The following is a 22,540-nucleotide window of genomic DNA, read 5'->3' as shown; positions in this document are numbered from 1 at the left end:
AAGGAGGTTCTCTTTATGCCACTCGCATAGAGAGAACCTCCTTTGTTAAATAAGTGAAATAGGATGTTACAGCCTAGCCGTCAGTATTTCACATAATGCTCTATTCTACATTCACATAACGACTGTAAGCATCGGTACGAATTTTAACCAGCTTCTCCAGTCCCATTCCCCGCAGCTGTTTCACATAATCAGCCCAGCCCTCGTCAATTTTACCTGTAATTATAAACTGAGCACGCATTGTATTGACATAACTATCGATGTCCGTAGTCAAAGTCAGCAGCAGCTGAAACTCTTCAGCGGTATACATTACATCAGGGAAAGGTGGCGTTGTATAATCACTTCCCAGCTTATCGAGCTGCAGCTTCAGTCCATCTCCGGTTTTTGGGTTTAGAAAGATGGATTTTTCAAACACTGGACTGACATATTTCGGCCCGAAATCCCGGAGTGATTGATCCCAATACCAGGCATCAGCACTGGTACCCATCGGTGGGTCCATCAATGTATAAGAACCGTTGATATTTTTCTTAATAACGGTGTCTATCGCTCCCCAGAAATTTTGAATGCTTGCTTCATTGGTATAGAACTGGTCAGCCCAGCGGGCAGCAATCTCTGGATATTTGCAAGAAGTGGAAATTAGCAGCTCGTTACGCTCCAGATTCATTCCATACGGATTTCCTATGGTGTAGCGCTTACCATCAGGTCCTGCAATCGGAGGAATCGTGATATATTGATCACTCCATTTGCCAAACACGGCATCCGGCGTCCACTGATACGAGAATCCTACGATAGGAGCATCCGGATTAAGAAACTTGGCTGATCTCATCGTTTCATCTTGCGTGAATAACTCTTTATCAAGCAAACCTTCGACAAATAATTTATGCTCCCATTTGAGCCCTTCTTTGTACGCCTCTGAAACAGGGTAATATACCGCATTTCCGTCCTGGACGACCATAAAGTTATTGTTCAGATCCGTGATTCCGAAGGGACTGATGAGATCATTACTTACTTCGATAACAGGTATCTCATCCAGCCTTCCATTCCCATTAGGGTCACGTTCTTTAAATGCTTTTAGCACGTTGTATAAATCATCAATCGTATCGGGAATCTTCAATCCCAATTTATCCAGCCAGGTTTTGTTAATCACGGGTTGGCGTGAGCTTTTAGGACGTAAAGGTAATCTTGCAGGCAAAGAGTAGATTTTCCCATCAGGAAAAGTACTGATTTTTTTCAATTCAGGCTCTTCCTGCATGGCTGCTTTGAGGTTAGGCATATAGCTTTCGATATAGTCATCAAGCGGCCTGAATAAGCTTAAATTATTGACGATATCCGAATCTCCGAAGGTCTCACTCCCTAAAATGATATCTGGAAGTGTACCGCTTGCCAGCATAATGGACTTCCGCTCACTCCAATCATTAGCAGACATCACCTGCCATTCGATTTTGACATTCGTATTTTTTTCCAAATCCTTCAGCCATTGATTCTGGATAAAGTTATCTCCCATGCTTCCCCACCGAACCGTTAGAACCTTCAGCGTCATGGGCTTATCCACGATTGGCAAACCTTCTTTATGAAATTGACCCGGATCAGATTCAACAGAGTTTACCCCTTTATCCCCTTTACAGGCTGTAAGGCCAGCAAGCAACGTTGTCACTAGAAGAATGACGGTGATTGTTCTATTGATACTGTTTTTGGGTTGCTTTTTCATTACGGTCTTGCTCCCTCACAAATGTTAGTTGAAAAGTAGAAGAGCTTATTCCTTCACTGCGCCGATCATTACCCCTTGGTTAAAGTATTTTTGCACAAATGGGTATACACACATAATTGGAACAGTTGCTACGATAATAACCGAATACCGCATCATATTTGCGAGCCGTAACGCGATTTGTGCGGCTTCTCCGGTCCCCATACCAGACTGCATCTGATTGGTAATCAGAATATTTCGCAGGATCAGCTGCAAAGGATACATATTAGGATTTTTCAAATAAATCAAGGCATTAAAATATGAATTCCAATAACCTACAGCGATCCATAAACCTAACACTGCAATAATAGCCTTCGACAACGGTAGAACTATCTGTGCAAAATAACGGAGATTGCCACATCCATCAATTTGCGCTGCTTCCCATAAATCGCCAGGAATACTAGTCTGGAAAAAAGTTCGTGCCACTATGATATTAAAAACTCCAACTGCGAAAGGCAATACCATAACCAAGAAAGTATCATAGAGATGGAAATCACGAACCGTTAAAAAAGTAGGAATCAACCCCCCGTTAAAGAACATTGTAAATATGAAAAACAGCGAAATGTATTTCCGCCCCACAAGGTCCTTTCTTGACAACGCATAGGCAGCTGAAATATTAACTACTAAACCGATTGCAGTCCCAACCACCGTGTACAGAATGGTATTCCAATACCCGATCCAAATATTCTCATGACGAAGCAGCTCTTTATAACCATCAAAGGTAAACCCTTTAGGAAATAGCCAAACTTGACCTCCAGCAACCGCGGAAGGATCACTAAACGAAGCAATGACGATAAAATACAGCGGATAGATCAGGATGATTAGAAAAATTGCCGATATAACGTACATCACAATTTCCATTATAGTATCTGAGGAGCGATTCTTCTTTATTTTTCCTACATTTCCTTTAGTCGCTGTCTCTAAACCTCCCATTTCAATGCTCCTCCCTTCTACCACAAGCTATTTTCGCTTAATTTTTTAGAAATCTGATTGACCATGATCAATAAAATAAAATTAATGACCGTGTTGAACAGGTTGATCGCCGACGAAAAGCTATACTGACTGCTGAGCAGACCAATTTTGTAGACATAAGTAGACAGAATTTCACTTGAAGTAATGTTCAAGTCATTTTGCATTAAGTACACCTTTTCAAATCCAACCCCAAGCAGTCCCCCGACCCGCAGGATAAGCAATGTTATCGCTGTTGGCATCAGCATCGGAATATCGATGTAACGAATTTTATGCATCCGACTTGCGCCGTCTACGGTTGCAGCCTCATACAAACTAGGATCAACAGCAGAGAGAGCAGCGATAAAGATAATGCTGTCCCAGCCGACATGCTGCCACACATCCGACCAGACGTACACACTGCTGAATAATCCGGCAGAGCCCATTAGATCAGGAGCTTCTTTTCCAAAAAGACTATATACATTGCCCAGTAGTCCGGTGCTAGGTGAGAACAGAATCATCATTAAGCCCACCATAACTACGGTTGAGATAAAATGTGGCATATAGGATACCGTCTGAAAAAACCGTCTAAAACGGTTTGGTCTCATCTGGTTAACCATCAGCGCAAGTATAATCGGAATCGGAAACGTAATCAGACTGTACACACTGATGATTAGCGTATTTTTGATCGTTGCAGAAAATTGATAGGAATTAAAGAACTTCTCGAAGTATTTGAATCCGGCCCATGGACTTCCGCCTATTCCTAACGCCGGGCTATAATCCTTAAAGGCAATGAGCACCCCATACATGGGTTTATATGCGAATAATAACGTAAGGACTACTGCAGGAAAAAGCAACGTATATAAACCCCAGTTTTGTTTGATTTGTCCGAGTTTCCGACTCAAATGAATTGGATCAGATTTCATAACATCCCCTCCTTATTAAAAATAGAGAATGCTACCCCACAAATTTATGTAGGGCAGCACCTTTTTCGAAAGACGAATAGGTTATTTCACACTCATATAACGACTGTAAGCATCTGTGCGAATCTTAACTAATTTTTCAAGCCCCATTTTATTAAGCTGTTTGACATAATCATCCCAGCCTTCGTCAATTCCGCCTTTGCTAATAAATTGAGCGCGCATTGTATTCACATAACCGTCGATATCCGTGGTCAAGGTTGGCAGCTCCTCGAACTCATCGGAGGTGTACATAACGTTAGGGAAAGGTTCTGTTACATATTCACTACCCAGCTTATCCAGCTGCAGCTTCAGTCCATCTCCACTTTCAGGATTAAGAACGATTTTCTGTTCAAAGGACGGGCTCACATATTTCGGTCCGAAATCTCGAAGAGACTGATCCCAGTACCAGGCATCTGCGCTGGTTCCAGCTGGTGGATCCATCAATGTATAGGTGCTGTCATCATTCTTCTTAATTACAGTTCCAATTGCACCCCAAAAATTCTGAATGCTCGCTTCGTTCGTGTAGAACTGATCTGCCCAACGCGCAGCAACCTCTGGATACTTACTCGAAGTAGTAATCAGCAGTTCATTACGGTTAAGACTCATCCCAATTGGATTACCGATTGTATAACGCTTACCATCCGGTCCGGCAATCGGTGGAATCGTCACATATTGATCGCTCCATTTACCAAACACAGCGTCCGGGGTCCACTGATACGTAAAGCCTACGATTGGAGCATCCGGATTTTGGAACTTCGCCGATCTCATCGTATCATCCTGAGTGAATACCTCTTTATCTAATAAACCTTCCGCATACAATTTATTTTCCCATTTGAGGCCTTCTTTGAACTCCTCCGAAACAGGGAAATAGATCGCTTTTCCGTCCTTGATGATCATATTGTTGTTATTCAAGTCGGCAATTCCGAAAGGACTGATCAAGTCATTCCCAATTTCAATAAACGGAATCTCATCTTGTTTGCCATTTCCGTTTGGATCTTGTTCTTTGAAAGCTTTAAGTACGTTGTATAACTCATCAATCGTTTCAGGAGCCTTCAGGCCCAATTTATCGAGCCAAGTTTTGTTAATCACAGGCTGACGAGAGCTTTTTGGACGCGATGGAAGTCTTGTTGGCAGTGAATAGATTTTCCCGTCAGGAAAAGTGCTGATTTTTTTCAACTCAGGCGTTTCTTCCATGGCCGCTTTAAGATTTGGCATATTTTTTTCAATATAATCATCTAACGGCCGGAAAAAGCTTAGATTATTAACGATATCAGAATCTCCGAAGGTTTGATTTCCGAGGATAATGTCTGGAAGTGTACCGCTAGCCAGCAGAATGGACTTCTGTTCGGCCCAGTCATTGGAGGACATCACTTGCCATTCGATTTTGACATTTGTATTTTTCTCCAGATCCTTCAGCCATTGGTTCTGCGTAAACGTGTCTCCCATGCTTCCCCAACGTACGGTCAGCACCTTGAGTGTTACAGGCTCATTAACAATTGGCAGACCTTCTTTGTTGTAACTGCTCGTCTCACTAGTCGCAGCATTATTCCCGTCTTTTCCGCCGCAGCCAGCAATACCAAATACCATAGCCGCCGCCAGCAGACCCACAGTCCATTTCTTTGCCGTCTTTTTCTTACTGTGTTGACTCATCCTCTTAATCCCCCATTTCAATTAATCAAAGATTATCTGAATAGCTTAATCATAACGTCTTATTTTTTCGTATTCCGGACCCTTTAAGACGGTTATCCAGACCTTTGAATCCGCTTACAAAAAACACGAAATCAAAAGCCTTCGCTTGAAGGGACTTAATAACAGTATCCCGACTTCTGTATGTGCTTTCCGGACTTTGCGGTAAATCGCTAGCGAGTTCTCCTGTATTTTTCCTGCAGAGGTCTTATAATGATTTTATGAACAAAAAAACAGCGAAGCACAAAACCTACCCCATTCGTCATTATATAAAAGTCATGATGGCAGTCTCGTTCACAGTCCTCATTCTGGATTTAGCGATCAGCATTACTTCCATTTCTATCGTTAAGCAGCAGTCCACTCGAAATTTACAGGATACTGCGGCACTCTACATTAATCGTATCAATCATGATTTCGCTTACATTAATCACTATATGGGCTGGACGCTTGGGAACGATGAGAGCTTGCTTGCGATGAATACTTACGGGGTCAACAGTATCGAGTTCTTGAAGGCAAATGATAATCTGCATAAACGCTTTACCGAGCTGCAAAAAAACTACGGACATGAGTACAACTTTTTCTACTATTTGAAAAATGAGAACTACTTTTTAAATTGTGCACCGATCAGTGTGACCTATACGGATTACAGGCAGCTCAAAACGAAGATTATTTCTTATATTGATGATAAGGAGATGTATGAGAAGTTTTATTCCAAATGGACGCCAATCCTTGTTAACAACCACTACTACGTGATTAATATCGTTCCCTATTACAATCGTTATTTAATTGGACTGATCTCCGCCGATAATCTGATCCGTCCTCTACGCCAAATTAATCTGGGTGCCAATGGTTATGTTTCTCTCGTAGATGAGAATGAACAGCCTTTATCGAGTCCCATATCGAACAGCGGAAAGCTGATAACGGAAGAGGGAGGCTTCTCAAATCTTTTGCAATCGCGTACAACAATCAACAGCGCCTTCTCAGACACCACCTTTAGCACTAAAATGGTCATTAAATATGGCATATTCGAAAAAATCATCATTGCTCAGCTGCTTATAATGTTACTCTTCTTCATTGTCACTTCCACTTTATGCATCGTCCTGCTGTTTTTCAAGAAAAGAGTACTAGGCCCGATTCAAAGCTTCTCTGAGAACCTTGCTTTCATTAATGAGGCTGGGCAACCCGCAGATTTCAAAAGCAGTGAGATTATAGAGCTGGAACAAGCAAACACACAGTTTAAAGATTTAGTTGATCAAATCAAAACCTTCAAAATCGCTATGTACGAGCAGGAACTGGAGAAGCAGCGGATACAACTGGATTATATGAAGCTACAGATCAAGCCCCACTTTTTCTTAAATTGCCTGACTAGCATCTATAGCATGGCCCAAATTGAAATGTATAAAGAAATTGAGAATATGACGTTATCTACGTCGAAATATTTCCGTTATATTTTTCAAAATGGAGAGAATTTTGTCCGGCTGGAGGATGAAATTGAACATGTCCGAACCTATCTAGAGATTCAAAAGCAACGATATCAGGATGCATTTATTTACAATATTGAGCAAGAGGATCAGGCAAGCTGTGTGGAAATTCCGCCATTAGTGCTGCAAACCTTCATTGAAAATTCTATTAAATATGCGATTTCACGAGAACATGAAGTAGAGATCAGGCTTACAGTCCAGCGATTACGGATTGAAGAGGAAGACATGCTCGTTATCCAGCTCACCGACACCGGTCCCGGTTTTCCACCGCAAGTGTTAGAGAAGCTTAATCTTGGTGAGCCCTTGGATCAAAGCAACGGTATGCAGATCGGTATTATGAATACGCTTAAACGGCTGGAATATCTCTATTTAAAAAGAGCAACTATCACCTTTTCCAATTTGGAGAGCGGCGGCGCTAGTGTAATCTTATCTCTCCCGGAGCTTCCTAAATAAATCTAAATGAATGGAGAGCTAACTATGAATGTACTGCTTGTTGATGATGACTTTTATGTTATTGCTGCATTGCAAAAGAGAATAGATTGGGAATCGTTACACATTGATACTGTCTATACAGCAAATAATGTCGCTCAGGCACGTGAAATAATAGAAAAGCATTCTATTCAAATTCTAATTTCGGATATTGAAATGCCTCAGGGCAGCGGATTGGAATTACTGGCCTGGATTCGCGAAGGGAATTATAGTATTCAGACTATACTTCTTACTAATTATGCGGATTTCAACTATGCCCAGAAAGCGATTGAATTGCAAAGCTTTGAATATTTTCTTAAGCCCATCGAATTTGATAAGCTGATGCTGATTATCCACAAGGCTGTCACACAGGCAAAAGAGCAGCAAAGAAATGAAAAAGCCATTCAAGGCGGTTACTTTTGGCAAAAAAACCAGGCGAAGATTCTCGAGCATTTTTGGCGTAAGTTGGTTAGTGGAAGCACATCATTTCCGATTAAATTAGCGGACATCACCCTTGCCATTGAGGAACAGAACCTCTCCTATCAAATGAGTGACAACCTGCAGCCTTTAATCTTTAACCTATTTCCTTACAACGGCAGTATGGGAAAAGAAGAGAAGGATCTTTTTGATTTTGCTCTGCTGAACGTATTATATGAATTATTACAGAGTCCTTGCTTTACCATCGAGAGCATTCTGGAATATAAAGATTATAATTGGATCGCCATATTAAAATGGAATCAGACACCAGACACGCCCTTACTTGAAGAATTATGCTCTTCCTTTATTCAAAAGGCGATTCCTTATTTAAAATGCGACGTCTGCTGCAATATTGGTTTATACGATAAACTGAATCATGTGGGGAATGTTCTGAAACAATCGCTTCGCATGGATGAGGAAATTACGAGATGCAGAAATCAGACTTTTTTAGTGGAAGCCTATCTCTATCAAAATAAAACTGGCTATACGCCACCGGATCTTGTCTATTTGGAAGAGCTGCTGAACCAGAATCAATTCACTACTTTTCTTGAGGAAGTTACGAAATCTCTAAGGGTTATGCTTAACAATAGAACTCTGGAGACCTCTGTCCTTAGCTTGTTCCGCTTAGATATTGTTCAGCTAGTCTATTCCTTTCTCAACCTCAAAGGGATACGGTCACATAAACTATACTCCGGCAAAACTAACGATAAACTATCCTTGCACTCTCTGAACTCGATCGAGGATATGGAAGAATATCTTAAATATCTAGTGACTACAGCGATGAAATACCGTGAGTTTGCCGCACAGACCAAATCCGTCGCGGAGGAAATCAAACAATACATTCATTCGCATTACGGTGATGATCTGACACGAAATGATTTGGCCGAAATTGTCTACCTCAATCCTGATTATCTGGCAAGAATATTCAAACGAGAAACTGGTGTTTCATTAGGCAGCTACGTCATCCAAGTTAGAATCGCGGCTGCAAAGCATCTATTGGAAACCACAAATATGTCTGTTTATACTGTCGCAAACAAGGTTGGCTATAACAACTACTCCTATTTCTCTAAGCTGTTCAAACAAGAGGTTGGACTCCCTCCCAACGATTACAAAAAAGAACAACAATACAATCCAGCATATTAAAAAGAGGGTGGCTTAACGACGAAAACCCCCAGAGTCAAAATCATGACTACTGGGGGCAATTTTGTTAAGCTTGAAACGCTACATATTTGTCGCCAAGCAAATTTTTAAAATAAGTGCGGTTATATAACATGCTAGGATGGGACGGATAAAAGTTCAGCGCCGTTTCATTATGATGATTCGCTAACTCGTGTTGGCCAAGGCGATCATAACAGAGTGCCAATTGGAGATGCGGCAGCCAGGTATAAAAAATCCCATTTTTCATCCCCATCGAATCGTTATCCCTTGGCAGCTGTATCGCAAGCTCATACCAGTATGTTGCTGGGTGCAATTGACTCTTTTCCAATAGAAGGGCCCCAAGTCGGCAGCAGAACTCTGAACGTGGTTTATCGTACTGTAACGTTCTGCATAATGCTTCATATGCACCGTCTTTATCCCCCAGCCGTTCCCGGCATTCGGCAAGCCTTAAGCAAGCTTGAAAATTATCTTCTATCCAGCCCTGTCCACCCGCCAAAAACAGCTCGTAGTATTTGCAAGCCTCTTCATTTATAGCATGATCCCTTAATTCATTTGCATAATAATACTGATCCCTTGGAGAGAATGCTTCACCCTCAGCCACTCTTTTTTGGTAAATCCGCAAATTACGGTCTGTATATTCCTTATCCTTCTCATGGGTAATACAGACATCACTACTAAAGGAAGGGCCACTTACCTCTAGATACTCATGTACTGGGCCAATCCATTGAAAATTGCAGCTCCGGCGAACTAGCCGATTCCGACGCAAGCTAGCTGTGACATTCCCCGCCTCGTCAAAAGCCAAATTATACTGCATGTTCACGCTGTGAAAATGCCCTGGCAGAGTCTCCTTTAGCTTTTTAAACAGAATCTGATCCGCTTCCTTTATATAGTCATCCGCATCCAGCCACAAAATATACTCCTGAGTAGCTTTACTGAAGGCAAAATTACGTGCGGCACTAAAGTTATCGATCCATTCAAAATCGTAAATCACAGCTCCGTAGGACATTGCGATCTCTTTCGTCTTATCCGTCGAGCCTGTATCCACGATAACCACTTCATCTACAAGATTTGCAACGCTAGACAAACATTTATGCAGGCTTTTTTCTTCATTTCGTACAATCATACATAAACTAATCGTGACCATACTCACCCTCCTAAGCGTTTTGTTTAAAATTTCTTTCTATATTGATATGCAGGGTTAGTGAAATGGAATCCTACACTTGCTTTTTAGAAAGACTTAGGTGCTATTTTTTGTTATAATCAATGCAATGCGTTGTTTATAAATTCAGACATATATAAAGGGGACGTTACCATGACTCAAATTATTAAAACTCTAACTATTGCAGGCAGCGACTCCAGTGGTGGCGCAGGCATCCAAGCGGATCTAAAAACATTTGAAGAGTATGGTACCTACGGCTTTAGTGCCTTGACAACTATCGTTACAATGGACCCGGACAACGGCTGGCACCATAATGTTTATCCAATTGACGCCTCCATTGTTGCTGAGCAGCTAAAAACTATTTTCGCAGGTGGTCCAGTAAATGCCATGAAGACAGGTATGCTGGGAAGTGTTGAAATTGTGCGTGTTGCTGAGCAAGCGATCAAAGAAAATCTACAGACCAATGTAGTGATTGATCCGGTCATGGTCTGCAAGGGTGAAGATGAAGTCTTGAACCCAGACAGCGCGGAGGCTATTCGTGATTTACTGCTGCCACTTGCCACTGTGGTTACACCAAATCTGTTTGAAGCTGGCGTTCTTTCAGGTCTTGGCAAACTTTCTACCCTAGAGGATATGAAAGAAGCTGCTCGTCTGATTCATAAGCTCGGAGCAAGTAATGTCGTGGTTAAAGGCGGCAAAGCACTCGGGGGCGATCAAGCGATTGATGTCTTCTTCGACGGTGCTGAGTACACCGTATTTCAAACAGCCAAAATCGAGCCTGCTCACAATCATGGGGCTGGATGTACCTTTGCCGCTGCCATTACAGGCGGTTTAGCTAACGGTCTGTCCGTTCATGAAGCTGTAGCAAAAGCTAAAGATTTTGTCTCCGCTGCCATTCGCAATGGCTTTGCGTTCAATGAATATGTGGGTCCTGTATTTCATGGTGGCTATCGTTTAGAACGTTAGAACCCTAAGCTACAGATCCTGAAACAAAAATGGCAGTCCAGATGCTGTATTTCAGCACTGAACTGCCATTTTTTTATTGGGTGAGTATAATTACTTAAACCCTGGAAAATCAGCCAGATCGGTAAGACGGATGAAAAATACAATAATTGCTAACACGCCAAGCAGGATAATCGGAAACGTCTCTTTGAACGAATCTTTTTCGCGTATATGAACCAGAATTCCGCCGATAGCTGTAACGCCAAGTATAAGTGCGCCTGCTGCTGCCCAGCTAGGCTCCCAGTAGCCAACAACCAATACTGCCGCTGCCACAATCTCAACTAGACCCGTTACTACTCGAAACCATTGTGGTAAACGCCATTTTTTAAAGTTATCCACGTGCATTTTTGAACCCGCTACTTTTCCCGACCCTGCCATAACGAAAGCAAGTATCAACAAGCTTTGTAATACGATGGATACAATATTCATGATCATCACTCCCTAAAATAATTTGCAACTATAATAAGCACATATTAAAGTACATGAACCCACTGCTAAACAATAGATGTTACTTACGCTACTCCGCTTTGTTTATTCCCCCTTGCTATTATATGTGCTCACCTAAAGCACAATACCTACAAAATAAAATTGCAGTGCCGACTGCAACTCACTTTATTATAGTAGCTTAATAAATATTTTACCAGTACCTTTTTTATTGAAAATTAAAATATTAAGAAAAAAACTCTACCCGCTCCATCACATTAGTAATCGTATATTGGCGTAAATATTCAATGGTCCGTTGTTCTGTCTCCTGGAGAATTTTTTCAAGCTCTACATCGAGCAAAGCACTTGCTCCACAGGCCATATCCACTTCTAACTCCTCCGTCGTTGTACTAACTGCTTCATAAATCTCTCCCAGTGTAATCTCATCGGCAGATTTCAGAAGAACGTACCCGCCTTCTCTTCCACCTTTGGACTCCACGATTCCCGCAGTTGCCAAAGACTGCATCACTCTACGCATAAAGGTTGCGTGTGAATTGACTTGGCTTGCAATCATTGCACTAGATAGGATGCTCCCGCTTTTAGCCAGCCAAACGATCGAATGTACCGCTATTTTAAAACGGGGAGGTCCGATGTTCACTCCACGATTAGCTGTACTCATGCCCCATCTCCCCTTTCAACTGCAATTATATAAAGCACATTATAGAGTAAAACAAGGGATGGAGCAAACCAACAAGGGTATATTCCATAGGAATATACCCTGTAATATTTAGCGTTTCTATGATTGATTATTCAAAATTCGCAAACTTAATACTTTGCTTATGCTTACGTCTATTCTGATCATTCCACGAGAGAACGACTTCCAGTTCTTTTGCCCCACTCTTTATAAAAAATTGACTAAAGCTAACCGTCTCATTCGGTCTCATATCATAGCTAAATGGATCAGCTAAGATGATTTGTTCCTGATTAGCGTCTTGTACTGGTCGATACAACTCAAAGGTTACATCTATCGTATCTTCACTCAAATTTGTGACTAATAGCTCGTAGCTCTTATATTTTTCCGGCTGTGGCGAAGGCAGTTTACTTTTATGGAGCTCCACTGCCCATTTGGTTGTTTCACTCTTTACAGGTAGCATACTTTTAACCGCATAAATACTAGAGCCACCAGTAATCATCAAACACAGAACTAGCAGCGTCAGCACAAACCTTCTATTCAATGCTCATATCTCCTCGCTATAGGTATGCGTTTAAGATTCACGAACACTGATTTTTTATGCATTTTTCGGCAAAAAAAAGTACTCGAATCTAAATTCGAGCACTTCATACACATATTATTTAATTAAAATAGATAAAGCACTTTTAGAGCCTAAACGGAACGATAAATCATCCTTACCCTGCAATTTCACAGCTACATTCTCAGCCTTTTCACTATCGTTGAACAGAACAACCGCAATAGAGTGATCTGTATTCTTAAAAGCTACGGAACGAATCACTTCTTGATTAGTGGAAGCGTCAATACGTACAGCCTTAGGGCGAATGAATTTGCTGAAGTGTGCCAGTGCATAGTAGTCCAGTGTATACGTAAGTTCCTTAGTCTCTTGGTTGACCGTCACAATACCGCGACAAGTACTTTTACCGAATCCCGGGACAGTTGGACCGTTCTTCTCATCTAAGGCCATATTCCACAAGACAAAGGATTTACTATGGTTTCTAAGAATATCAATCCCTGTTCTCATTACATTCGAGAAAGCTTGTTCAAACGGAGGAATCCATTCGCCACCAGAACCTTCTGTAAAATGTACTTCTTTATCTGCAAAAGCCTTCAGAACCTCTGATTGTGCTGACGCATTCCCGCCATACCAGTGCCAAGCTACACCGTCTACTTCATCTTTTGCATAATCCAGCACGGTTAGTGGATAATCCGGACGATCCCAGTTGTGGTCATAGCAGAGAATTTTTGTGTTAATGTTATGTTTCACGAAGCTGGACTTCAGATAGTTTTTAATAAAATCTCTTTGCGCCTCTGGCAACATTAACATACTAGGATAGTGCTTTGGTTCAAAAAGAGGCTCGTTCTGCGGGGTTACCGCATAAGTTGGCAGACCATGCTTTTCAAATGCTTGAATGTATCGTACAAAATAATCGGCATAAGCCTGGTAATATTCTTGTTTAAGTTCACCGGCGATCATCGATCCGCTAGTCTTCATCCAGCCTGGTGCACTCCAAGGTGAAGCCATCAGCTTGATCTCAGGGTTAAGTTCCAGTGCTTGTTGTAACAAAGGGATAATATCAGCTTCATCATGTGCGATGGAGAAATGAGTTAATTCTGTATCGGTTTCCTGAGCAGGCATATCGTCATAGCTATAAATATCTCTAGCATAATCCGATGCTCCCATTGGATTTCTTAATACGGACAAGCCAATTCCATCTTGGGAATCAAAAAGCTTGCTCATGACTTCTTTTTTCTGTTCATTATTCAGGACTTGGTTAATCAAGTAGGCGGATGAATCCGTAAAGGATGCCCCAAAGCCATCCATTTCCTGAAAGGTTTGATTCTCATCGAGGTTTACAGTAGTGACCGGCTCATCTGAAGCCATTGGAGTCAATTGTTCTAGCGTTTGCTCTACGAACAATTCATTTTCCCCTGTAGATTGATAAATTTTAAGTTTTGTCATGTTGTTTCCCTCCACTTTTCTATATATTTTGCTATGTTTCTGTATGATAAGGCCCCGGTAAAGGGGCCCCATCCAGCCTTTTACTTATTTAAGACCTAATTTTTCTTTGTTGCTCTTCATTTTTTCAGTGCGAATTTCTGCGATCTTATCCCAGTTGTTATCCTTCAAGAATGATTTGTAAGCAGCCAAGGTGCTATCAAATGTTGCTTCATCCTTAGCACGAATCATACTCACAAGCGTAGTGTTCCAATTTGTATCGATTGCAGATAGGCTACGAGCTTCAGGCGTTCCTTGAGCCGGGTTGATATTTTCAAGAATAAAGTGTGGTTTCAGCTTTCCTTTACCCCACTCTTGCATTTGTTTAATAGAATCTGCGAATGCGTCATTACTTAGAGCTTTATCGCGGTCATGTCCAAAGAACATAAATTCGCCCATCCGGTAATCCTTTTTAAATTTATCGGCATTATTCAATTGAAGATCTTTGATTTCAGGTAAAAATTCAATTTTACCCGCTTCGTTAACCTTATAGGTTTCCCCTTCAATACCATAGTTCATAAGCTTTTGTCCTTCTTCACTCAATAGATAAGTGTAGATCTGAATCGCTTTGGCAGGGTCTTTAGCCTTTTTAGTGACATAGGTAATCATCCAGCCTGTAATTCCTGACTGATTCAACGTTGGCTCATGTCCAACTGTGCTTTGCGGTCCATCAATAGCGATATATTCTTTGTCTGGATTTTCTGTCATGAAGATTTGCAGGTTACCACTTTGTTGAGGTGTTCCATCGAGCATCAGCGTTGCATATTTACCGGATTTCAATTTTTCTTCAAAAGCCGTCCCGTCATCTGCAAAGCTGTCATCGCTGATGTCACCATTTCTGTAGACTTCATTTAGTGTTTTCAACCAAGTCAGATAATCCTCATCTAGGTTACGGTTGTAGAATTCACCATTTTCGGTTTCCATCGGTACGCCGATGAAATCCTGAAGAACATCTCCCAAAGAACCAGTGCCTGTGCCAATAGAGTTAAAACCAAAAGGAATCATTGCCGGGAATTGCTTTTTGATTTGCTGCATAACACTCTTGAATTCTTCAGGAGTTCCAATGGTTGGTTTTCCAATCGCTTCATAAACATCCTTACGGATGACGAATGCCGTTTTAGCAGGAATGTTACCGCTGTCAAAATCGTTTTGCGTATTAGAATAGTTAGGATAGCCATAAGTCTTACCGTCTGCTAATTGGAACCAGTTCATCGTATCTTTTGCTGCTACTTTATTGAAATAAGGATCATATTTATCCGCCAGGTCATTCAAAGGCAATGCCCAAGTTGCGGCCTTTTGTACCACTGGTGAGTTCGAATCAAAGATAGTCAACATATCCGGCATTTCGCCACCGGCAAAAATAGTATTTAACTTCGTGTCGTCCCCAGTAATGAATTTAATATTGATGTTCAGGTCCTCTTTAATCTTTTTAGTAACGAGGTCCTTACCAAAGTCTGTGTTCCACCAATCCGCATTTACATACCAAGTGAGATCCGTAGTTTCTTCTTTTTTATCAAGCTTCCAAGCTGGTGTTTCTGGGTCAATTGTATATCGCCCTTCAATGGAACTTAATTCTTTGCTGGAGTTATCAGAACTACCCTTCGATCCACAACCCGTAAATACCAATACAACAGCCATAAGCGCAGTACAAAGTTTGAGTCCTTTTTTCCCAAATGCTTTGTTCATCCCTTGTTTCCCCCTAAAAAAGTTTTGGTAGTAACGGAAGTGTAGATCTGATAGTACAAGCTACACTTCCGATGGATCATTTCGTACATAAGTGTTTGCTATAAAACCCCTCCAATCTTTCTATTCTTTCACCGCCCCCATCATCATTCCTGAAATAAAGTACCTCTGTAATATTGGATACATCACAACAATCGGCAAAGTTGTAATGACAATTGTTGCTAGTTGAACCCCTTTAGTAGTAGTTTCGATAATCGCAGATCCGCCGACATTTTGCATGGATTGCGTTTGCGACTGAACGATAATTTCATAGAGCTTCATCTGCAGCGGATAGAGTGCTTGATCGGTAATGTATAATTTGGTGGTCATAAAGTCATTCCACTGCCCAACCCCGTTAAATAACGCGATCGTAGCCATAGCCGGCATGGAAAGAGGGATAAAAATCTTCAGGAATATACGCCAGTCACCTGCACCATCGATTTTGGCTGACTCTTCAAGTGAATCCGGTACGTTTCTAAAGAAGTTCATTAGAATAACTACGTCATAATAACTGAACAAAGCCGGGATAATATAAACCCAAAAGCTGTTCAATAGACCGAGTGATTTAATCAATAAATACGTTGGAATCATACCACCTGAGAAGAACATGGTGATTACACCCATGGCAACGTATAGCTTGCGGCCACGTATGTATTTTTTACTCAAGCCATAACCGATCATCGCGCAAAAGAATACGTGGGTAATGACACCGATGAACGTTTTGGCAATGGAGACTAGAAAGGCTAATCCTATCGTCTCGTCATTAAATACTGCGCGGTAATTCTCTAAGGAGAAATCAGTAGACCAGAATATAAATCCACCTTCCGCGAGCGCCTTACCTGAGCTTAAGGAGGATATGACCACATTCCATAAAGGAACAACGATAATTACAGTACAGATACAGAGTAAAATAATATTTATAGTGTTAAAGATTCGACTGTCGAGATCTTCTTTAGCTACCGTACGATTCACAAAAATGCCTCCTTCTACAGAACTGATTGATTATCATTTAATTTGCTGGACACTTTGTTGGCACTAATCAGTAGGATCACAGAAACAATGGAGACACCTAAACCAACAGCAGTAGCATAAGAGAAGTCACCTTGCGTCATACCCATACGATACACATAAGAATTGATTACCTCTGCTTTGGCACGGTTCTGAGAATTCATCAAGACCAATGTTTGATCCAGATTGGATCCTAATAAACCGCTTACAGTCAGAATCAGATTTAAACTGATAATTGGCTTCATATTAGGTAGGGTAATATTCCAAATTTGTCTCATACGACTTGCCCCATCTATTTTGGCAGCTTCATAATAAGTAGGATCAATTTTGGACATGATGGCTAAGTATAAAATTGTTCCCCAACCTGCCTCTTTCCAAATATCCGATAACGTTGCAATCCACCAATACTTGTTCGCATCAAGCAAGATATTTACCGGTTTCGAAATGATCCCCAAATTGAGCAGGATTTCGTTAAACATACCGGAGGAAGAGAACCAAGCAATCAACATCCCGCCCAGAACGATCCAGGACAAAAAGTGTGGTAAATAAGAGATTGTTTGTACTATTTTCTTAAAGCGTCCACCGCTTAATTCATAAATCATGACGGATAGAATAATTGGAATAACAAAACCTATAGCTAATTTCAGAAAGCTGATCCCCAAGGTATTGACTACAGCATCCCAAAAATATTTGTCTGATAAAATAATTCTGAAATTATCAAGCCCCACCCATGGTGCAGAATCGAGCGTGTCTATTACGGTGTAGCTCTTAAAAGCAATCGTTAATCCGTAAATAGGAATGAAACAAAAGATAATCATAAAAATGATTCCCGGGATGACCATGGACTGAATCTCCCATTGCCTCTTATAATCAATCACAAATTCTTTGACCCTCTGTCCCATAGGTTTCTTACTGTTCATTGGATTCTTCCCGTTCACTGGCACTACGGCTAATTTATCCACGTTTTTCTTCTCCCCTCCAAATCATGATCCCCATAACAATAAAAACGTTTTTATTTCTTTTTAAAAAAAACCTCCTAAAAGCAATAAAATTATCAAGCATAAACGCCTTCAGTGTCCTTATCAGGACGATATGCGTTTAAGCGAGAAATATAAGATATAAAGTATAGGTGCAAACTTATACTTTCTTATATTTAAAAAATGATCGGATACTATCTTGTTGCCCTTCTTGAAAGCGTTAGTACCGATCAATCTTCACTTGAGTAGAACCACGTACAATTAGTTCACCTGGCAATTTCATCATTTCGCCCTGTTCCTTCTTCTGAATCATGCGAACCAGGTGATTTATGGATAGAATACCTTGTCTCGCAATTTGATTTCTTACCGTCGTTAATGGCGGTGAGAAATACTGCGCGATATCAATATCGTCAAACCCCATAACGCTTATATCCAACGGGACTTCATATCCATTCGATTTCAAAGCTTGAATACATCCAATGGCACTCAAATCATTCCCCGCTAAAAAAGCATCAGGCATTTTTTCAGGACTTAAATGAACTAGAGACTTTATAGCGTTATAGGTGCTCTCTTCCTCAAAATATCCTTGGATAATATACTCTTCGTTCGTCGGAAGCTGATATTGACGCAAGGCGGCCAAGTATCCTTCTTTCCGCTGAACACTGTCATACATCTCATCTACACCAGATATGTAAGCAATTTTCTTGTGTCCCAGACTGATTAAATATTTAGTTGCTTCGTAAGCAGATTCAAACGAATTAAAGATTACGCTTCCCATCGTTTCATTCTTAAGTGGTCGATCCAGAAACACAGCCTTGATCTTGTCTTTCACCATTGCGGCAATTTCTTCTTCATCTATTCTCAGCTCTTCGTAGATAATGACACCATCCACACGTCGGCCTAGAATATTGCTCATAATTACTTGTTTATCCTTTGTAACAAATACATTTAAACCATAACCTAACCGATCACATTCACGAGACATGGACTCCACCAGCTTATAGAAGTACGGGCCCGCTACACTTGTCGTGAAAAAACCTAGCATTTTAGTTTTTCCGTTCCTTAGGAGCTTGCCATTTAGGTTTGGAACATAATTTAATTGCTTCGCAACCTTAAGCACATGTGATTTGGTCTCCGGATTTAATACATCAACGTCATTTAGTGCGTTGGAAACTGTAGAAATGGACACTCCAGCCTCTCTAGCAACGTCTTTGATAGTTACCTTTTCCATAACGATTCAATCTTCCTTTACAAATAAAAACGTTTTTATAAATTTAAATTATCATAAAAACGTTTTCATTACAATATGTTTTTTTTATTTTTATTAATTCTCTATTTCGTATCATTCACAATATCTGATTAGCAGATTCCCCGAGATCCTGATAATTTAATCTGCAGGCAGTTCGTAGACAGTGAGCAATACTTATATGTCCCTCCATCCACACGTCTCATTTTAGAGTTAATCAGGCCTGCTTTTTGTAGCTTGGCAACATGGGTGCTAACCATCGCACTACTTATATAGAGCTCGGCAGCCAGTTCTTTAATATGCATCTCTTTTCGGTCTAGTAGTTCGATAATCCTTAACCTGACTTCACTTGCAAGTGCTTCATAGACTCGAAGCGATTCTGTATCTGTAGTTAAGTGCATTTTATTGTCTCCTATGCCTTTGAATTAGTATTTTTATGTATTCACAAATCAATTTCTTAGTTAACAATAATATTAATCATTAATTTAACATAAGCGAGATAAGTATGGATGCAGTGTAGCTACTACCTGTGATTATATTCAAGCTAAGAAAAAGAGCAAGAAGAAAATTAGAGTTCGAAGATGTATACCCACTAGAAGAACACTGGTCGTGGCTGCTGTCTCATTACATTACTAAAACATGTGAACCGTGTAAAGATGGTCTGCGTCGGCCAGCTATTAATGATATTGCACCTATCATAACCGAGAATACCCTAGAATGTGATCGTCTGTGGGTGAACAGCTATACAACCGGACATAAACGCCCCTTTGAACCTTTTTAACACTAAGGATTCAGAGGGGCGTTTTTAGTTTTTATTTATTCTAAAAATCGTTACGGATTGTTTAGGGAACTCATAAGAAAAACTGCTGCCCATCGTCGTAAAATTGGTTTGCTTAGGGGAGACAAACTCTTTATTCTCGAAGTTATTTTCATCCTCAAGCTGGTATCCCGACAGTTCATATACTTCGATGGACAAATTCTTTTCTGCCAACTCTTCTAAAATAATTTCAGCAGAAACGCTGTTCTCTTGTACATTCACTGTCTTTAGAATGATATCTCCTGTGGAATCCTCCACACTTGCTGTGTAATACAGCGGTTCGATGACCGGAAGTTTGTCCTCCGTCTCATTGATCAGCTCTCCGTTAATATAAGTACGAATATGTCTGTCTGATACTTCTAGCTTCAGATCGTATTCTACGTCTGTTTCAACTGTAAACATAGAATGTGTAAGCACAGAGTTTCTCCCGTTAATAATTGATGCCACAATGGAATCCTGATTCTGCCAGCCACCTAGTTCCCAATACAAATGATTCTGATCATCTGCTTTACCAAAATAGAACACAAACCCTTTATTCCCTGCGGTTCTAGTAGCCTTAAAATTCAAGGTATAGCTCTCCCACTCCGTCTCTCCAAGCTCTAGTGTTCGTTTGGCCGTTCCGTTCTGAGCAGGATCAGGCAGGTTTGATACTTCTTCTGACAACTCAGAATACGTCTTCACTTCTCCCGTAACATTGTTGACCAGTGTGATTTCTGAATATCGAGCAGCGGATGCATCCACACCCAAGCTAATCGCTCCTGTGATCGCTTCAGCTTTGCGTTCCTCAGGTACTGTGAAGCCGTTCGCTTTTATCTCCAGTAGCTGATCTCCCTGATGGTTCATGAATAGCTTTTGAACATAGTAGTTCGCAGTTCCGTACACTTCATGATTATTAAACCAGATTAGATCCGGCTTCCAGTTGATATAATCCACATTGCAGAGCATAGGAGCATAACATGCCAAACCAACCGCATGAGCGTTGTTCTGAAGTCCCGTCATAAAAGCCGCTTCCACTAATGCGTTATAATAGGTATTGCCCCATGAAGCATATTCACCTAAGAACACTTTCGGTTCGTCGGCCTTAAAGTCATCATAACGATGATGATTCGCCAGGAACCATTCAGGTGTACATTAATAATGCTCGTCTACAAGATCAGACTTATTCTCTTTTGCAGATGTCCAGCCCCGCTCATATTCCTTACCAGCAGAGAATGGACCGCTCGAATTAATGACCTTAATATCCGGATATTTCTCTTTAATGGCTTGATGAAAGTATGGATATCTCTCGAAAAAGGGTGCACCTACCTCTTCATTGCCGATGCCGATATACTCTAGCCCAAAAGGTTCCGGGTGACCAAGGTTCGCACGTATCCTTCCCCACTTCGATGAAATGTCCCCATTAGCAAATTCAATCAAATCCAGTGCATCCTCAACCCAGGGCATTAATTCATCCAGTGGCACCATACGTTTATGATGCGGATCGTAGCCGCCCGGAAGAACGGGAATCGGCTTAGCTCCAATATCCTCACAGAATTGAAAATATTCAAAGTATCCTAACCCAAGCGTCTGATTGTAGGACCAGTTATTCCGCCTTGCCGGCCTTTGTGCCACATCCCCAATTGTATTCTTCCATCTGTACATAGAATCTCTGTCATCTTGATTTAAGGAACCGTCATGTACCAGACAACCTCCCGGAAACCGCATGAATTTAGGCTTTAAGTCGGCGAGCAACAGTGAAATATCTTCACGCATGCCCCCAGGTCTATTCATAAAGGTCTTCTCCGGAAACAGAGAAACCATGTCCAGATATACCCTGCCGCTGCCTTTGGTAACGATTACAAGACGTGAACTAGTATCTGTAGCCTTAGACTTAATAACTGCTTCGTATCGAGTCCATTCGGAGTGATTCACAGCGATTTCCGCTTCACCATGAATGATACCATTTGTACTTTCAATGGATACGATAAGGGGTACGTCAAAGCTTGTCTCCCGACGAGCATATACCGAGAACTTATAATTCTCGCCCTCTTTTACCGGAATACCACTATTGAATCCCAGATTCATCAACCCAACGCCGTCACCTTCAGCCACAATATCAATGGCAACATAATGTGGATTACGATCATTCAAAGGCTCGTTATCCTCCACGGTGATTACGGTTTTCCCATCTCCACGTTCTACAGGCTCCCAAGCCATTAACGCATGATAATCGGCCCGATCTATCGGATCAAATTCAAAGGATCGATTCTGAACTAGCTCAGCATAAAGTCCACCATCTGCCGCATGATTTAAATCCTCAAAGAAGATTCCAAATAAATCACCTAATGCTGCACCACGCTTCTGTGTATGTATTGTCAGGTTTCCTTCTGTCTTCATTCTTTCATCACTCCCTTGTCAAATTCAGTTTAGTTTATATTTATATTACTTAGTTCACATCTATATGAATCATTATAGTGAGTTCACTTCACATTCGTCAATTCAGATGCTTCGAATGTACAACAAAAAAGCCGATATCGTATGAGAATCCATACAACAT

Annotated in this window: 20 protein-coding genes; 4 read left to right on the top strand and 16 right to left on the bottom strand. The window is 41.0% G+C overall.

Features of this window, described 5'->3' with window-relative positions:
- Positions 1-100: 100 nt before the first annotated feature.
- The 4 genes from NST34_RS11165 to NST34_RS11150 all read right to left on the bottom strand — a co-directional run bounded on the left by NST34_RS11165 (position 101) and on the right by NST34_RS11150 (position 5,301).
- On the bottom strand, positions 101-1,705 hold the full coding sequence (locus NST34_RS11165; protein ID WP_076298460.1) for an extracellular solute-binding protein: 1,605 nt from the start codon (positions 1,703-1,705) through the stop codon (positions 101-103).
- Between the two features lie 45 nt (positions 1,706-1,750).
- Positions 1,751-2,674: a carbohydrate ABC transporter permease gene (locus NST34_RS11160; RefSeq protein WP_042187073.1), complete on the bottom strand. Its 924-nt coding sequence runs from the start codon at positions 2,672-2,674 to the stop codon at positions 1,751-1,753.
- A 17-nt stretch (positions 2,675-2,691) separates the two neighbouring features.
- A complete protein-coding gene (locus NST34_RS11155) occupies positions 2,692-3,615 on the bottom strand; it encodes an ABC transporter permease (RefSeq protein ID WP_042187071.1) in 924 nt (307 codons plus the stop codon).
- 81 nt (positions 3,616-3,696) lie between these two features.
- Positions 3,697-5,301, bottom strand: coding sequence for an extracellular solute-binding protein (locus NST34_RS11150; RefSeq protein WP_076283055.1), 1,605 nt, complete (start codon positions 5,299-5,301; stop codon positions 3,697-3,699).
- A 257-nt stretch (positions 5,302-5,558) separates the two neighbouring features.
- Here NST34_RS11150 and NST34_RS11145 point away from each other — a divergent pair, with 257 nt between their 5' ends.
- Both NST34_RS11145 and NST34_RS11140 read left to right on the top strand, forming a co-directional pair.
- On the top strand, positions 5,559-7,271 hold the full coding sequence (locus NST34_RS11145; protein ID WP_339270428.1) for a sensor histidine kinase: 1,713 nt from the start codon (positions 5,559-5,561) through the stop codon (positions 7,269-7,271).
- 24 nt (positions 7,272-7,295) lie between these two features.
- The gene (locus tag NST34_RS11140) at positions 7,296-8,906 is read left to right on the top strand and encodes a response regulator transcription factor (protein WP_341127784.1); all 1,611 of its coding nucleotides are present in this window, start codon (positions 7,296-7,298) and stop codon (positions 8,904-8,906) included.
- 64 nt (positions 8,907-8,970) lie between these two features.
- Here NST34_RS11140 and NST34_RS11135 read toward each other — a convergent pair whose 3' ends face one another.
- Positions 8,971-10,065 carry a glycosyltransferase family 2 protein gene (locus tag NST34_RS11135; RefSeq protein ID WP_341127783.1) on the bottom strand — a complete coding sequence of 365 codons (1,095 nt, stop codon included), beginning with the start codon at positions 10,063-10,065 and terminating at the stop codon, positions 8,971-8,973.
- Between the two features lie 168 nt (positions 10,066-10,233).
- Here NST34_RS11135 and thiD point away from each other — a divergent pair, with 168 nt between their 5' ends.
- Entirely contained in the window at positions 10,234-11,046 is an 813-nt protein-coding gene (gene thiD, locus NST34_RS11130; protein ID WP_042187061.1) for a bifunctional hydroxymethylpyrimidine kinase/phosphomethylpyrimidine kinase, read from the top strand.
- 90 nt (positions 11,047-11,136) lie between these two features.
- On the opposite strand, the gene NST34_RS11125 is transcribed toward thiD, so the two are convergent.
- The 9 genes from NST34_RS11125 to NST34_RS11085 all read right to left on the bottom strand — a co-directional run bounded on the left by NST34_RS11125 (position 11,137) and on the right by NST34_RS11085 (position 19,588).
- Positions 11,137-11,511, bottom strand: coding sequence for a DoxX family protein (locus tag NST34_RS11125; RefSeq protein WP_341127782.1), 375 nt, complete (start codon positions 11,509-11,511; stop codon positions 11,137-11,139).
- 241 nt (positions 11,512-11,752) lie between these two features.
- A complete protein-coding gene (locus tag NST34_RS11120; protein ID WP_341127781.1) occupies positions 11,753-12,184 on the bottom strand; it encodes an RrF2 family transcriptional regulator in 432 nt (143 codons plus the stop codon).
- A 127-nt stretch (positions 12,185-12,311) separates the two neighbouring features.
- Positions 12,312-12,740, bottom strand: a complete 429-nt coding sequence (locus tag NST34_RS11115; RefSeq protein ID WP_076283059.1) for a hypothetical protein — start codon at positions 12,738-12,740, stop codon at positions 12,312-12,314.
- A 114-nt stretch (positions 12,741-12,854) separates the two neighbouring features.
- On the bottom strand, positions 12,855-14,198 hold the full coding sequence (locus NST34_RS11110; protein WP_076283060.1) for a glycoside hydrolase family 30 protein: 1,344 nt from the start codon (positions 14,196-14,198) through the stop codon (positions 12,855-12,857).
- Between the two features lie 84 nt (positions 14,199-14,282).
- On the bottom strand, positions 14,283-15,920 hold the full coding sequence (locus tag NST34_RS11105) for a sugar ABC transporter substrate-binding protein (protein WP_339247141.1): 1,638 nt from the start codon (positions 15,918-15,920) through the stop codon (positions 14,283-14,285).
- Between the two features lie 120 nt (positions 15,921-16,040).
- Positions 16,041-16,928, bottom strand: a complete 888-nt coding sequence (locus tag NST34_RS11100) for a carbohydrate ABC transporter permease (protein ID WP_042187049.1) — start codon at positions 16,926-16,928, stop codon at positions 16,041-16,043.
- Positions 16,929-16,942: 14 nt separating this feature from the next.
- Positions 16,943-17,884, bottom strand: coding sequence for an ABC transporter permease (locus NST34_RS11095; RefSeq protein ID WP_042193674.1), 942 nt, complete (start codon positions 17,882-17,884; stop codon positions 16,943-16,945).
- A gap of 277 nt (positions 17,885-18,161) precedes the next feature.
- On the bottom strand, positions 18,162-19,172 hold the full coding sequence (locus NST34_RS11090; protein ID WP_042187045.1) for a LacI family DNA-binding transcriptional regulator: 1,011 nt from the start codon (positions 19,170-19,172) through the stop codon (positions 18,162-18,164).
- Positions 19,173-19,300: 128 nt separating this feature from the next.
- On the bottom strand, positions 19,301-19,588 hold the full coding sequence (locus NST34_RS11085) for an ArsR/SmtB family transcription factor (RefSeq protein ID WP_081382732.1): 288 nt from the start codon (positions 19,586-19,588) through the stop codon (positions 19,301-19,303).
- Between the two features lie 128 nt (positions 19,589-19,716).
- On the opposite strand from NST34_RS11085, the gene NST34_RS11080 reads away from it, so the two are divergent.
- The gene (locus NST34_RS11080; protein WP_143763999.1) at positions 19,717-19,968 is read left to right on the top strand and encodes a hypothetical protein; all 252 of its coding nucleotides are present in this window, start codon (positions 19,717-19,719) and stop codon (positions 19,966-19,968) included.
- Positions 19,969-19,992: 24 nt separating this feature from the next.
- On the opposite strand, the gene NST34_RS11075 is transcribed toward NST34_RS11080, so the two are convergent.
- Complete coding sequence (locus NST34_RS11075; protein WP_341127780.1) at positions 19,993-21,069, bottom strand: alpha-L-arabinofuranosidase C-terminal domain-containing protein; 1,077 nt, start codon at positions 21,067-21,069, stop codon at positions 19,993-19,995.
- Positions 21,070-21,135: 66 nt separating this feature from the next.
- Entirely contained in the window at positions 21,136-22,380 is a 1,245-nt protein-coding gene (locus NST34_RS11070) for a carbohydrate binding domain-containing protein (protein WP_341127779.1), read from the bottom strand.
- Positions 22,381-22,540 lie beyond the last annotated feature (160 nt).

It is taken from the genome of Paenibacillus sp. FSL H7-0714 (assembly GCF_038003765.1).
GTDB lineage: Bacteria > Bacillota > Bacilli > Paenibacillales > Paenibacillaceae > Paenibacillus_AQ.
The sequence above is the reverse complement of the archived record's forward strand: the minus strand, read 5'-3'. Positions and strand labels throughout refer to the sequence as shown.